This window comes from Streptomyces malaysiensis subsp. samsunensis (genome assembly GCF_024519315.1).
In the GTDB taxonomy this organism is placed as follows: domain Bacteria; phylum Actinomycetota; class Actinomycetes; order Streptomycetales; family Streptomycetaceae; genus Streptomyces; species Streptomyces malaysiensis.
The window spans coordinates 1-13096 of sequence record NZ_JANIIC010000015.1; the positions used below are offsets into that span (position 1 = coordinate 1).

At 71.3% G+C, this 13096-nt stretch carries 11 protein-coding genes and 2 pseudogenes; 10 read left to right on the forward strand and 3 right to left on the reverse strand.

The window, feature by feature from the left end; genetic code table 11:
• Positions 1-87 precede the first annotated feature (87 nt).
• From dxs to NQU54_RS15010, 3 genes are read left to right on the forward strand one after another with little or no spacing between them, the layout of a single operon-like run.
• Positions 88-2040: a 1-deoxy-D-xylulose-5-phosphate synthase gene (dxs, locus tag NQU54_RS15000; RefSeq protein WP_257631492.1), complete on the forward strand. Its 1953-nt coding sequence runs from the start codon at positions 88-90 to the stop codon at positions 2038-2040.
• Positions 2037-3443: an aspartate aminotransferase family protein gene (locus tag NQU54_RS15005; RefSeq protein WP_257631493.1), complete on the forward strand. Its 1407-nt coding sequence runs from the start codon at positions 2037-2039 to the stop codon at positions 3441-3443. The genes dxs and NQU54_RS15005 overlap by 4 nt, the downstream gene beginning before the upstream one ends.
• A gap of 16 nt (positions 3444-3459) precedes the next feature.
• A complete protein-coding gene (locus NQU54_RS15010; RefSeq protein ID WP_257631494.1) occupies positions 3460-4653 on the forward strand; it encodes a serpin family protein in 1194 nt (397 codons plus the stop codon).
• Positions 4654-4694: 41 nt separating this feature from the next.
• Here the strand turns inward: NQU54_RS15010 and NQU54_RS15015 are convergent, their stop codons facing one another.
• Positions 4695-5519, reverse strand: a complete 825-nt coding sequence (locus NQU54_RS15015) for a tyrosine-protein phosphatase (RefSeq protein ID WP_257631495.1) — start codon at positions 5517-5519, stop codon at positions 4695-4697.
• A 319-nt stretch (positions 5520-5838) separates the two neighbouring features.
• Between NQU54_RS15015 and NQU54_RS15020 the strand changes: the two genes are divergently transcribed.
• Positions 5839-6636, forward strand: coding sequence for an SGNH/GDSL hydrolase family protein (locus tag NQU54_RS15020; protein WP_257631496.1), 798 nt, complete (start codon positions 5839-5841; stop codon positions 6634-6636).
• A 134-nt stretch (positions 6637-6770) separates the two neighbouring features.
• Here NQU54_RS15020 and NQU54_RS15025 read toward each other — a convergent pair whose 3' ends face one another.
• A complete protein-coding gene (locus NQU54_RS15025) occupies positions 6771-7220 on the reverse strand; it encodes an ATP-binding protein (protein ID WP_231981214.1) in 450 nt (149 codons plus the stop codon).
• A 136-nt stretch (positions 7221-7356) separates the two neighbouring features.
• Between NQU54_RS15025 and NQU54_RS15030 the strand changes: the two genes are divergently transcribed.
• Positions 7357-8223: a Sco1979 family transcriptional regulator gene (locus tag NQU54_RS15030; RefSeq protein WP_257631497.1), complete on the forward strand. Its 867-nt coding sequence runs from the start codon at positions 7357-7359 to the stop codon at positions 8221-8223.
• 3 nt (positions 8224-8226) lie between these two features.
• Positions 8227-8481, forward strand: coding sequence for a DUF397 domain-containing protein (locus NQU54_RS15035; protein ID WP_069869657.1), 255 nt, complete (start codon positions 8227-8229; stop codon positions 8479-8481).
• A gap of 18 nt (positions 8482-8499) precedes the next feature.
• Here the strand turns inward: NQU54_RS15035 and NQU54_RS15040 are convergent.
• Positions 8500-8967, reverse strand: a pseudogene (locus tag NQU54_RS15040) (STM4011 family radical SAM protein); the annotation flags it as partial.
• A gap of 35 nt (positions 8968-9002) precedes the next feature.
• Here NQU54_RS15040 and NQU54_RS15045 point away from each other — a divergent pair.
• The 4 genes and pseudogenes from NQU54_RS15045 to NQU54_RS15060 all read left to right on the forward strand — a co-directional run.
• Positions 9003-9629 (forward strand): annotated as a pseudogene (locus NQU54_RS15045) (DUF6745 domain-containing protein); the annotation flags it as partial.
• A gap of 142 nt (positions 9630-9771) precedes the next feature.
• Positions 9772-10563, forward strand: a complete 792-nt coding sequence (locus NQU54_RS15050) for a chitinase (RefSeq protein ID WP_167504832.1) — start codon at positions 9772-9774, stop codon at positions 10561-10563.
• A 170-nt stretch (positions 10564-10733) separates the two neighbouring features.
• Positions 10734-11654, forward strand: coding sequence for a GNAT family N-acetyltransferase (locus NQU54_RS15055; RefSeq protein WP_257631498.1), 921 nt, complete (start codon positions 10734-10736; stop codon positions 11652-11654).
• Between the two features lie 68 nt (positions 11655-11722).
• Complete coding sequence (locus tag NQU54_RS15060; RefSeq protein WP_257631499.1) at positions 11723-12958, forward strand: MBL fold metallo-hydrolase; 1236 nt, start codon at positions 11723-11725, stop codon at positions 12956-12958.
• Positions 12959-13096: the final 138 nt, after the last annotated feature.

Genomic DNA, 13096 nt, shown 5'->3' on the forward strand with positions numbered 1-13096 from the left:
CATCGCGCGGCGTATGGAGGACGAGGGGGTCCCGTCGGGCACCCCGGACGTCACCGTGGGCTGATACACCGAGGAGGGGAACCGACCATGCCGTTTCTGGAGAACATCCGGGGCCCGCACGACCTCAAGGCGCTCACCGGTGAGGAACTGGAGGCGCTCGCCCAGGAGATCAGGGAGTTCCTGATCAAAGCGGTGGCCAGGACCGGGGGCCATCTGGGACCGAACCTCGGTGTCGTCGAGCTGTCCATAGCCCTGCACCGCGTCTTCGACTCGCCCGCCGATCGCATCCTGTGGGACACCGGGCACCAGTCCTACGTCCACAAGCTGCTCACCGGCCGTCAGGACTTCTTCAAGCTCCGCCACAAGGGCGGGCTGTCCGGCTATCCGTCACGGGCCGAATCCGAGCACGACATCATCGAGAACAGCCACGCCTCCACCGTGCTGGGCTGGGCCGACGGCCTCGCCAAGGCCAACGAGGTGCGCGGTGGCACGGACCATGTGGTCGCCGTCATCGGGGACGGGGCGCTGACCGGCGGGATGGCCTGGGAGGCGCTCAACAACATCGCCGCCGCCCGGGACCGCCCCCTCGTCATCGTCGTCAACGACAACGAGCGCTCCTACTCGCCGACCATCGGCGGACTCGCCAACCACCTCGCCACCCTCCGCACCACCGACGGCTATGAGCGCTTCCTGGCCTGGGGCAAGGAGGTGCTCCAGCGCACCCCCGTGGTCGGCCAGCCGCTGTACGGATCGCTGCACGGCGCCAAGAAGGGGTTCAAGGACGCCTTCGCGCCGCAGGGCATGTTCGAGGACCTCGGGCTGAAGTACGTCGGCCCCATCGACGGCCATGACACCGAGGCGGTCGAGTCGGCGCTGCGCCGCGCCAAGCGGTTCCACGGCCCGGTCCTCGTCCACTGCCTCACCGAGAAGGGCCGGGGCTACCGGCCCGCGCTGGAGGACGAGGCGGATCGTTTCCACACCGTCGCCGCGATGGACCCGCTCACCTGCGCGCCGCTGACCCCCTCCGGCGGCCGCTCGTGGACCTCGGCGTTCGGCGAGGAGTTGGTGCGGATCGGCGCCGAGCGGCCCGATGTGGTCGCCCTCACCGCCGCCATGCTGCACCCCGTGGGCCTCGCCGACTTCGCCGAGGCGTACCCCGAGCGGGTGTGGGACGTGGGCATCGCCGAACAGCACGCGGCGGTCTCGGCGGCCGGGCTCGCCACCGGCGGACTCCACCCGGTCCTCGCCGTCTACGCCACCTTCCTCAACCGCGCCTTCGACCAGCTGCTCATGGATGTCGCCCTGCACAGATGCGGGGTGACCTTCGTGCTGGACCGGGCCGGTGTCACCGGCACCGACGGGCCCAGCCACAACGGCATGTGGGACATGTCCGTCCTCCAGGTGGTGCCGGGGCTGCGGATCGCCGCCCCGCGCGACGCCGACCAGCTCCGCGCCCAGCTGCGGGAGGCGATCGACGTGGCCGACGCGCCGACCGTCATCCGCTTCCCCAAGGAGTTGGTGGGGGAGCCGATTCCGGCGATCGACCGCGTCGGCGGGATGGATGTGCTGCGCCGGGGCGAGGACGTCCTCCTCGTCGCGGCCGGGGTGATGGCCGACGTCGCGCTGCGCGCCGCCGAGCTGCTGGCCGGACGCGGCATCGGCTGTACGGTGGTCGATCCGCGCTGGGTCAAGCCCGTCGACCCCGAGCTGCCCGGACTCGCGGCGCGCCACCGGCTGGTGGCGGTCGTCGAGGACAATGTGCGCACCGGCGGGGTGGGCGCGGCGGTCGCCCAGACCCTGTGTGACGCCGAGGCCGACCTGCCGGTGCGGACGTTCGGCATCCCCGAGACGTTCCTGGCCCATGCCAAGCGCGGTGAGGTGCTCGCCGACATCGGGCTCACCCCCGCCGAGATCGCGGGCCGGATCGGGGCGGCCCTGACCCGTATCGACGCGGTCCCCCCGGAGCGGGCGGGCGCCCCTGCCGGGGCCCGTACCGCCGCCGGGGGCCGTACCGCAGCCGCCAAGGAGAGCCAGGCATGACAGCAGCCGAGCAGCAGCGGCGTTCGGGCTTCGACCTGGGCAAGCTCCTGGCCGAGCGGGCGTCGGAGCGGTACGACCTGCACACCCGGCACCTCAACCACCAGTTGCCCCGGATGCTGCACACCATCGGCTTCGACAAGGTCTACGAACGGGCCGAGGGCGCGTACTTCTGGGACGACGAGGGCCAGGACTACCTCGATATGCTCGCCGGCTTCGGGGTGATGGGCCTGGGCCGCCACCACCCCGTGGTCCGCAAGGCGCTGCACGACGTCCTGGACGCCGACCTGGCCGATCTGACCCGTTTCGACTGCCAGCCGCTGCCCGGTCTGCTGGCCGAGCGGCTGCTGGCCCACGCCCCCCATCTGGACCGGGTCTTCTTCGGCAACAGCGGCACCGAGGCCGTCGAGACGGCCCTGAAGTTCGCCCGCTTCGTGACCGGCAAGCCGCGCGTCCTGTACTGCGCCCACGCCTTCCACGGGCTGACCACCGGCTCGCTGTCGGTCAACGGCGAGGACGGCTTCCGCAAGGGGTTCGCCCCGCTGCTGCCCGACACCGCGATCGAGATGGGCGACCTCGACGCGCTGGAGCGGGAGCTGGCGCGTGGGGACGTGGCGGGGTTCGTGGTGGAGCCCATCCAGGGCAAGGGGGTGCACGAGACCCCGCCCGGCTTCCTGCGCGCCGCGCAGGAGCTGCTCCACCGCCACAAGGCCCTGCTCATCGTGGACGAGGTGCAGACCGGCCTCGGCCGCACCGGGGACTTCTTCGCCTACCAGCACGAGGACGGTGTCGAACCGGATCTGGTGTGCGTGGCCAAGGCACTCTCCGGGGGCTATGTGCCGGTCGGCGCGACCCTCGGCAAGGACTGGATCTTCAGACGGGTCTACTCCTCGATGGACCGGGTGCTGGTCCACTCGGCCAGCTTCGGCTCCAATGCCCAGGCCATGGCGGCCGGGCTCGCGGTCCTCGCCGTCATGGAGGACGAGGAGGTGGTGGCCAACGCCCGCCGCACCGGTGAGCTGCTGCGCGACCGCCTCGCCGCGCTCGTGGACCGCTACGAGCTGCTGCACGACGTCCGCGGCCGGGGGCTGATGATCGGCATCGAGTTCGGCCGACCCAGCTCACTGGGGCTGCGCAGCCGGTGGGCGATGCTCCAGACCGCGCGCAAGGGGCTGTTCGCGCAGATGGTCGTCGTACCGCTGCTGCGCCGCCATCGCATCCTCACCCAGGTCTCCGGCGACCATCTGGAGGTCATTAAGCTGATTCCGCCGCTGATCATCGGCGAGCGGGAAGTGGACCGTTTCGTCGAGGCGTTCACAGCGGTCATGGACGACGCGCACGAGGGCGGCGGCCTGATGTGGGAGTTCGGCCGCACTCTCGTCAAACAGGCGGTGGCGGGCCGCTGACCGACGGGGGACCGGCATGATCGACGCGACCGCCGTGCGGGCCGTCAACGCGATGACGGCGAGGTGGGCGCGGGCGGCCGTGACGGACGAGGGCACGGTCCTCGCCGCCGCCGGGGTCTGGCCGCTGCTGGCCCTGCTCGCGGGCGGTGCCGGTGGCCCCGTCCGCCAGGAGCTGGAGGGCGCGCTGGGCGTCGGCGCGGACGCGGCGACGGCACTCGGCGGCGAGGTGCTCGGGGCGCTGGACGGCATGGCCGGCGTCGACGCGGCCACCGGGCTGTGGACCCGTCGGGACCTGCCGATCCGGCCCGGGTGGGAGGCCGCGCTGCCGCCGGGCGTACGCGCCACGCTGACCGGGGACGGTGAGCGCGACCGCAAGGAGCTGGACGCCTGGGCGTCCCGGCGCACCCGGGGCGCGATCACCGAGATGCCGGTGCCGCTCACCCCCGCCACCCTGCTGGTGCTGGCCGGAGCGCTCACGGTGCGGACCGACTGGGTACAGCCGTTCCGGCCGGGCCCGCTGGTGCCGAGGGGCGGACCGTGGCGGGACCGGTCGCTGGCCGGGCTCACCCGGTTCACGGAGGACCTCGACGGGGCGCTGCGGGTCGTCCCCGACACCCCGGCCGGCCCGCTCACCCTCTCCGGGGTCGCGGGCGGCAACGGGCTGGATGTGCATCTGGTCCTCGGCGCCGAGGGCGTTCCCGGCGGCGAGGTGCTGGAGGCCGGGATCGGCGCGGTGGCCGGGCGGTGCGAGGGGCGGCCCGGCTCGGCGCTGCCGCCCGGTGAGGCGGGGCCCGGGGTCCGGGTCATGGAGGTCCCGAGCCGGGACCCCACGCCCCGGATGGCGCTCACCACTCCGCGGTTCACCGTGAAAGCGCGGCACGATCTGCTGCGCAGAGCCGGGCTGTTCGGGCTGCGCACCGCCCGGGACGCCTCGCGCGGCCACTTCCCGGGGATCAGCCCCGCCGCGCTGGCGCTGTCCTCCGGAGAGCAGTCCATCACCGCCTCGTTCAGCGCGGAGGGCTTCTGGGCGGCGGCGGTGACCGCGTTCTCCCTGGCCCCCGGCTCGGCGCCGCCGCGGCGCACGGCGAAGCTGATCAGTGTGCGGTACGAGCGGCCGTTCGGCTTCCTTGCCGTGCACCGCGCCAGCGGTCTGGTGCTGACGGCGGGGTGGGTCACCGAGCCCGAGGCCGGGCCCGCCACCATGTGGTGAGCCGTAGGGCCCCAGGGCCCTACGGGCTCACGGGCGCGCCGTCAGCCGGTGAGCAGCCGCTCCCGCAGCCGCTCGCGCCGCTCGGGGTCGAGGCCGAGCCCCTCGGCGAGATAGCGCTCGGTGCCGCCCCAGGTCTCCTCGATGGTCGCGAAGGCCGCCGCCAGATATTCCGCGCGGGCGTCGAAGAGCGGCAGCAGCAGCGCCATGACCTCGGGGGACATGGGGTCGGAGCTGTCCGAAGGATCGCCCTTGCGCCAGATCTTGTAGCGGCGGTGGGCGGCGGCCGATTCGAGGTAGTCGGCCTCGATGGTCTCCTGGTCGACTCCGAGGGCCAGTAGGGTCACCGCGATGGACAGCCCGGCCCGGTCCTTGCCGGCCGAACAGTGCATCAGCACCGGTGAGCTGTCCTCCGCCATATCGCTGAGGATCCGGCCGTGCTCGACCAGCCGGGTGGTGATGATGGAGCGATAGGAGCCGATCATGCGCTTCTCGGCCCGGCCCTCGGAGAGCAGCTCGCGCAGGGTCTTCAGATCGCCCTCGCGCACCATCGTCCAGAACCCGGCGCCGTCGGCCGGGTCGGACAGCGGCAGATTGACGTTCCGGACCCCGCGGAGCGTGACGTCCGGGCCCTCCAGCTTGATGTCGGCGGCGTTGCGGAAGTCGAAGACGGTGTGCAGTCCGAGCGCGTCGAGGAAGGCCGTGTCCGCCTCCGTGGCATGGGCGAGATGGCCGCTGCGGAACAGCACACCCGGGCGTACGCGGCGGCCGTCGGCAGCCGGCAGTCCACCGAGATCACGGAAGTTGCGTACCCCCACCAGGGGTGTTTCGGCCTGGGGGACCTGCGGCGACTGTGACTGCTGCGGCACGGGCTCTCCTTCACGATCGGCCGCCGACGCGGCTCGTCGACAGGTGGCTGAAGCTGACCCTACGACATGGGTGCAACAGGCAATCGGCCCCGCGGGAACGCGGGCATCGGGTGGCCTTCGAGCCCTGCTCGGCGGTGGTGGCCGGATCGATCCGGGCATGCTGGCCCGACCGACCGGCTGTGGACCTCCGGCGACCTCGGCGCCGCCGTGTTCTGCCTATTCCGCCTTTGCCGAAACTGACCAGGTGGGATAGATCACCCCACGTCAAGCCCTGGTTACGGTGGCGTAAGTCACGCCATCGGGTGAATGATGTCCCGACGTGGCAGACGATAAGGAGAGATTCAGCAACGGTTCCATCGGGTCGTACGCAGCCGTCGGCGACAGCTTCACCGAGGGCGTCGGCGACCCCGGTCCTGATGGGGTGTTCGTCGGCTGGGCCGACCGGCTCGCGGTCCTGCTGTCCGACCAACGACCCCAAGACGATTTCCGCTACGCCAATCTGGCCGTACGCGGTCGACTCCTTGACCAGATCGTGGCGGAGCAGGTGCGGCGCGCCATTGAACTCGGCCCGGATCTGGTCACCTTCTGTGCGGGCGGCAATGACATCCTGCGGCCCGGCAGCGACCCCGACGATGTCGCCGACCGCTATGAGACGGCCGTCGCCGACCTCCGGGCGCGGGTGGGCACGGTGCTGCTGTGCACGGGCTTCGACACCAGAGGGGTGCCGGTGCTGCGCCATCTACGGGGCAAGATCGCCACGTATACGGCGCATGTGCGGGCGATCGCCGACCGCCATGGCTGCCCGGTGCTCGACCTGTGGTCGCTGCGCTCGGTGCAGGACCGCCGGGCCTGGGACGCCGACCGGCTGCATCTGTCGCCGGACGGTCACACCCGGGTCGCGCTGAGGGCCGGTCAGGTGCTGGGGCTCGACGTCCCCGCCGACCCCGATCAGCCCTGGCCCCCGGAGGGCCAGCGCACCGCGGCCGAGGTGCGCCGGGACAACATCCACTGGGCGCGTGAATATCTGGTGCCCTGGATCGGCCGACGACTGCGCGGAGAGTCGTCGGGTGACCATGTGGAGCCCAAGCGGCCCAATCTGCTGCCGCTGCGGCACTGAACGTTCCGTGACCCGAAGCGGTCCCGGAGGAATAGGGGCAGACCCCCGTTGGCGCCCCGCGGTCGACCACCTGGTGCGCTGTCGCTGCCCCTATTCCCTCGGCACCGCTCGTACGTCGCGTCGTCGCCGGGCCGCTAGACCGAGACCGCCAGATACGCCCAGACCGCGCGGCCGGCGCCCCCCTGGTTCGGCCTGACCCCCCATGCCTCGGAGAGGGCCTCCACCAGCATCAGCCCACGGCCGCCCTCCTGGTCCGCGCTCACCGAGCGGGCCTCCGGCACCGTGCGCGCGCACCCCTGGTCGGCCACCTCGAGCCGCAGCCGGGTGCCTATGAGCTGGAGCGAGCAGCGAACCTCCTCGCTGGAGGTGTGGCGCACCGCGTTGGTGAACAGCTCGGAGACGATCAACTCGGCGCTGTCCAGGGTGTCCTGGTCGATGCCCCATGAGCGCAGCCGCCGGACGACATGCCTTCTCGCCTCGCCGACGGACGTGCTCAGCGCCGGAAGACGAAACACGTCGTGGCGGGGCGGAGCGACCACGATGCCGCCGCGCCCTAACCGGAGAGCCTCATAGGAAGGAGCCACGCCGACACTATGCTCTGTCACGCTCGCGTATGGCAAGGTTCAATCTGTAAATTACAGAATCGCAAGCGCAGGCTGTTCGGAATGCTGAGCCCATGCCAGACTGCTGTGTCGTGAAGGTACTTGGAGGGGGACGGTAGTGGCGGATGCGCGGGCGGGCGGAGCCCCGACCGTCCTGCGAGTCGTGCTCGGAAAACGGCTCCAGGACCTTCGGGAGAAGGCCGGGCTGTCGTTCGAACAGGCCGGGCGCGCACTGGATGTCACCCATGCCACGATCCGCCGGATGGAGAAGGCCGAGGTCGGCCTGAAGCTCCCGTACGTCGAGAAGCTGCTGCGGACGTACGGCGTCGCCGACCCCGAAGAGGTCGAAGGGTTCCTCTCCCTCGCGCGCGAGGCCAACAAGGCCGGCTGGTGGCACCGGTTCCGTGACGTCCTGCCGGAGTGGTTCAACACCTTCGTCAGCCTCGAGGTCGAGGCCAATCTGATCCGGGCCTACGAGCCGCACTACATTCCCGGGCTGCTCCAGACCGAGGACTACGCCCGCGCGGTGCTCCGCGCGGGCATGCCGCATGCGCCCGAGACGGAGATCGAGCGCAATGTCGCCCTCCGTTTGGAACGCCAGGCCCTGCTCACCCGGGACAACCCGCCGATGCTGTGGGTGGTCATGGACGAAACCGTGGTGCGCCGCCCCATCGGCGGCGCCGAGACCATGCGTGCCCAGATCACCCGGCTGATCGAGGAGGCCGAGGCCCCTCATATCCGGTTGCAGATCATGCCGTTCGACGCCGGCCCGCACCCGGCGATGTACGGTCCCTTCCATATCTTCCGGTTCCCGATCCCGGAGCTGCCCGATATCGCGTATACGGAGACGCTCGTCAGCGGCTCCTACTTCGACCAGCGCGATGATGTATCGGCGTTCCTGGAGGCCCTGGACCGGATGTGCGCGCAAGCCGCGCCTGCACAGACGACTCAGGCCATTCTGAGTCGCATTCGCAAGGAGATCTGAACGATGGATCGCATATGCGGGAACCGCCGCGTCTACAGCGGCATGCCGGCCAGGGAACTCGGCAGCGAGGGCTGGCACAAGCCATGGAGCGGCGGCAATGGGGGAAGCTGCGTCGAGGCGATGAGACTGACGGACGGGCGGGTGGCGCTGCGCCAGTCGACCGATCCGGACGGACCGGCCCTGATCTACACCCATCTGGAGATGAAACGCTTCATCCAGGGGGCCAAGGCCGGGGATGCGGATTTTCTGTTTCTATGACGTCCGGCTCTGTGACGCTCATCGTGACCACACGGGGATCGAGGGGGAAACAGTGTGACCGACCGACCACGAAGCGCCCGGCGGGGGCGGCGCCGGGACGCGCTCCAGCACACCGCCCGCGAACACGTCGTACAGCGGAAGCGACTCCAGGTGCACATAGCCGATATGGCAGTCGCAGACGGCCAGCGGACAGGGACGGGGCCGTAGCGCCGCGCGGTACGACCCGTCGTAGAGATTGCCCAGCTCGGTAGGGACGAAATGACAGCGGCGCACCGTGCCGTCGCCGTCCACCGAGACCACCGAGGCGCCGGTTCTGCATGGCAGACCGGCGCTTCGGTGCGGATGGCGGCTGTAGCCGAAAAGCGGATCCAGCGTGGTCCACTCCGCCGCCTCGGTGTCCGTGTAGGTGTGGCCCTCGGCCGCGTTCACCCACAGGTACACCTGGCCGGGGAGGTCGGCGCGCAGCCTGCGGGCATGGTCCAGATGGGCGGGCTGCGGATCCGGACTCGGACCAGGGGACGGCCGTCCGGCTCGCCCTGCTGGACGCGGTGCTGGGGCAGCATGACGCGCCCTGGCCGGCGGCCGTCGCGGACGAGGCGGAGTCCGATCCGCTGGCCGGTGTCGCCGCGGTCGCCCGCGCCGCCGGCTGGTGGTGGCCGTACGAGAAGGCCGTGATCGTCGCGGAGCGCCCGGTGGAGCTGCACCGCGACGAGGCGGGCCGGCTCGACCGCGGCGACGGCCCCGCGCTCGCCTTCCCCGACGGCTTCGCGCTGTACGCGTGGCGGGGCATGCCGGTGCCCGCGGAGTTCCTCGGGCGGCTGGGGGAGTTGACCCCGGACCGCATCCGCACGGAGGAGAACGCGGAGCTGCGCCGGGTGATGCTGGAGCACTACGGCTATGAGCGCTATCTCGAGGAGTCCGGAGCGCAGCCGGTGCACCGCGACGAGACCGGCGTCCTGTGGCGTATCGCGCTGGACGGGGACGAGCCCGTGGCGATGGTCGAGGTGGTCAACTCCACGCCGGAGCCGGACGGTACGCACCGCACGTACTGGCTGCGTGTGCCGCCCCGCGTCCGGACCGCCCGCGAGGGCGTCGCCTGGACCTTCGGGGTGGACGCCGATGCCTACCACCCCGAGCGCGAGACCTGATTCCCGATCCGGTGGCGGTTCCGGTTCCGCTCAATTACTCATCCGGGCACAAAGGTTTGGTCTATACCTTGACTGGTATAGACCAAACCGCTTGAGTGTCCCTCAGAGTTCCGAGCCCCCCCACACGAAGGAGATCGGCCTCATGTGGAACCGACGTGTTCTGGCACCGCTCGCGGCGACCGCGGCGGTGTGCGCGAGTGTGCTTGTCATGCCCATGGCCTCGGCCTCGGCGGCGGGGACGACCGCCCAGGCGGTGTGCGCCCACCCGAACGGGGTGGCGGAGGAGTCCTGTGCCTCCGTGGATCAGCAGGCGGCCGCCTTCGTGGTGAGCGAGGCGCAGTTCAACCAGATGTTCCCGAACCGGAACTCCTTCTACACCTACCAGGGCCTGACCGACGCCCTGAGCGCGTACCCCGGCTTCGCCAACACCGGCAGCGACACCGTCAAGAAGCAGGAGGCGGCGGCCTTCCTGGCCAACGTCAACCATGAGACCGGCGGCCTGGTCCACGTCGTGGAGCAGGACACCTCCAACTACCCGCACTACTGCGACTCGAGCCAGCCCTACGGCTGCCCCGCGGGCCAGGCCGCGTACTACGGCCGTGGGCCGATCCAGCTCAGCTGGAACTTCAACTACAAGGCCGCGGGCGACGCCCTCGGCATCGATCTGCTCGGCAACCCCTGGCTGGTGGAGCAGGACGCCGCGGTGTCCTGGAAGACCGCGCTGTGGTTCTGGAACACCCAGACCGGGGCCGGTTCGATGACCCCGCACGACGCGATGGTCAACGAGCGGGGCTTCGGCGAGACCATCCGCAGCATCAACGGCAGCCTGGAGTGCAACGGCGGCAACCCCGGCCAGGTGCAGAGCCGGATCGACGCCTACCAGCGGTTCGTCCAGATACTCGGCACCACCCCCGGTTCCAACCTGAGCTGCTGACCGGCTGCTCATCGGCAGCTGATCGGGACCGACCTGGACTGACCTGGACCGATCTGGACCGATCGGCCGTTGAGGCCATCCGGTCGGCTGCCATGCGGTGAGCGGCCATCCGGTCGGAAGCGAGGAAATTGAGGTGCGCCGCTCCGCCGCCGCACGCCAGCCTTGAGTACATGGCGTGGACGGTGACGTACGACCTCGAGGAGTTCCGGGCCGCGGCGGGCGGCTTTCTGCGCGCCCGCCCGGCCCGGCACACCACTCTGCTCACAGTCGTCTCCTCCCTGGTGGCTGCGGGCAGCGGCAGATATGGCGACCAGCCGCCGGTCTACGGCTGGTGGACCGGGGCGGGCCCGGTGGAGGGCGCGTTCCTGTGCACCCCGCCCTACCCCCCGCTGCTCTCCGAGCTGTCCGGCGAGGCGGCCCGGGAGCTCGCCCGCACCCTCGCCCGGGACGGTGAGCGGCAGATCACCGGGGTGAACGCCGGGCGCGAGACCGCCGAGACCTTCGCCACCGCCTGGCAGGCGCTCACCGGTGCGGTGAGCGGTGTCGAGCAGGCCCACCGGCTCTACCGGCTCGATGGCCTCACCCCGCCCGACCCCGCCCCGCCGGGGCGGCCGCGGACCGCCACCACCGCCGACCGCGATCTGCTGATCACCTGGTGCGAGGGGTTCGCCCGCGAGGCCGGCGCGCTGAGGGGCGATGCCGCCGCCCAGGTGGACGACAAGCTGGGCCACGGCGGGATCACCCTGTGGGAGCTGGACGGCCGGCCGGTGGCCTGCGCCGGGATCACCCGTACGGTCGCGGGCATGGCCCGGGTCGCCCTGGTCTACACCCCGCCCGAGCTGCGCGGCCGTGGCTACGCGGGCGCCGCCACGGCCGCCGTGAGCCGGGCCGCGAGGGACGCCGGGGTGAAGGAGATCCTGCTCTTCACCGATGTCGCCAACCCCACCAGCAACGCCCTCTACCAGCGCCTCGGCTACCGCCCGCTGGAGGACCACCTGGTGTTGTCCTTCTCCTCCGCCTCCTCGGCCTCCTCGGCCTCTTCCGCCCCCTCGGCCGGGCGCCGCGATCCGGAACAAGGTCACCCCTCGTAAGAGTTGTGTCATTGCAGCCCGACGGCACCGTGCGTCGGGCCGCCCCGCCCTCTCACCCTGGAGGATTCGTGACCGGCTCCCATCCGACACGTTCCCGGCTCACCGCCGCCCTGCGCCCCGCCGCCTTCGGGGCGGATCCCGGTGGGGAGCGGATGGAGCGCATCCGACGGTCGCCGAACTTCGCGAACGGTGTGTTCGTCAACCCGGTGGGCGCCCGCACCGTTCCCTCCGGCTCGATGCTGAAGTTCGCGTCCACCTACTTCCGCAAGGAGGAGCGAGTCCGCAGGGCCCCGGCCGGGACCGTGCCGGTGCACCCCACCACCGTCGCCGATCTGGCCACCCCGCCCGCCTCCGGGCTGCGGCTGACCTGGATGGGGCACTCCAGTGTGCTCGCGGAGATCGACGGGCGGCGGGTGCTGTTCGACCCCGTCTGGGGACAGCGCTGTTCGCCCTTCTCGATGGTGGGGCCCAAGCGGCTGCACCCGGTGCCGGTGCCGCTGCGCGAGCTGGCGCCGGTGGACGCGGTGGTCATATCCCATGACCACTACGACCACCTGGACATGCCCACGATCCGGGGGCTGGTGCGCAGCCATGCGATGTTCGTCGTCCCGCTCGGGGTCGGCGCCCATCTGGAGCGCTGGGGCGTCCCGGCCGACCGGATGACCGAGCTGGACTGGAACGAGTCCACCGAGGTCGCAGGGCTCACGCTCACCGCCACCCCAGCCCGCCACTTCTGCGGTCGCGGGCTGCGCAACACCCAGCACACCCTGTGGGCCTCCTGGGTGGTGACCGGCTCCGGGCACCGGATCTACCACAGCGGGGACACCGGCTACTTCCCCGGTTTCGCGGAGATCGGCGCGGCGCACGGGCCGTTCGACGCGACCATGATCCAGATCGGTGCGTACTCCGACTACTGGCCGGACATTCATATGACGCCCGAGGAGGGCATGCGCGCCCACCTCGATCTCCAGGGCGGGGACCCGGCGAAGGGGATCATGTTGCCGATCCACTGGGGCACCTTCAACCTCGCCCCGCATCCGTGGGAGGAGCCCGCCGACGGCACGGTGACGGCGGCGGAGGCGACCGGGGCCAGTGTGGCCGTTCCGCGTCCGGGCCAGCCGTTCGAGCCGGCGCGCGGGCTGCCGCTGGAGCCGTGGTGGCGGGCGATCGCGGCGCGCCCGGTGCGGGAGGCGCCGGCTCGGGCCGAGGGCGCGGCGGAGCCGACGGCCGCCGCCGGTGTGTCCGGGGCGAAGGGGGCGACCGGAGCGGGCGCGGACCCCGCGATGCCCATACCCCAGTCGTAACAAGGCGGTTGGTACCGCCCGTTCCGGGTCGGATCGGCGCGGGGCTTCTTTGTCGATCGGCGTTGATCGGTGTTGATCGGCGGCGAATGGCGTCGAAACCCTTGTGGTGGACACGACGTGCTCGGTTCAATGGTTAGG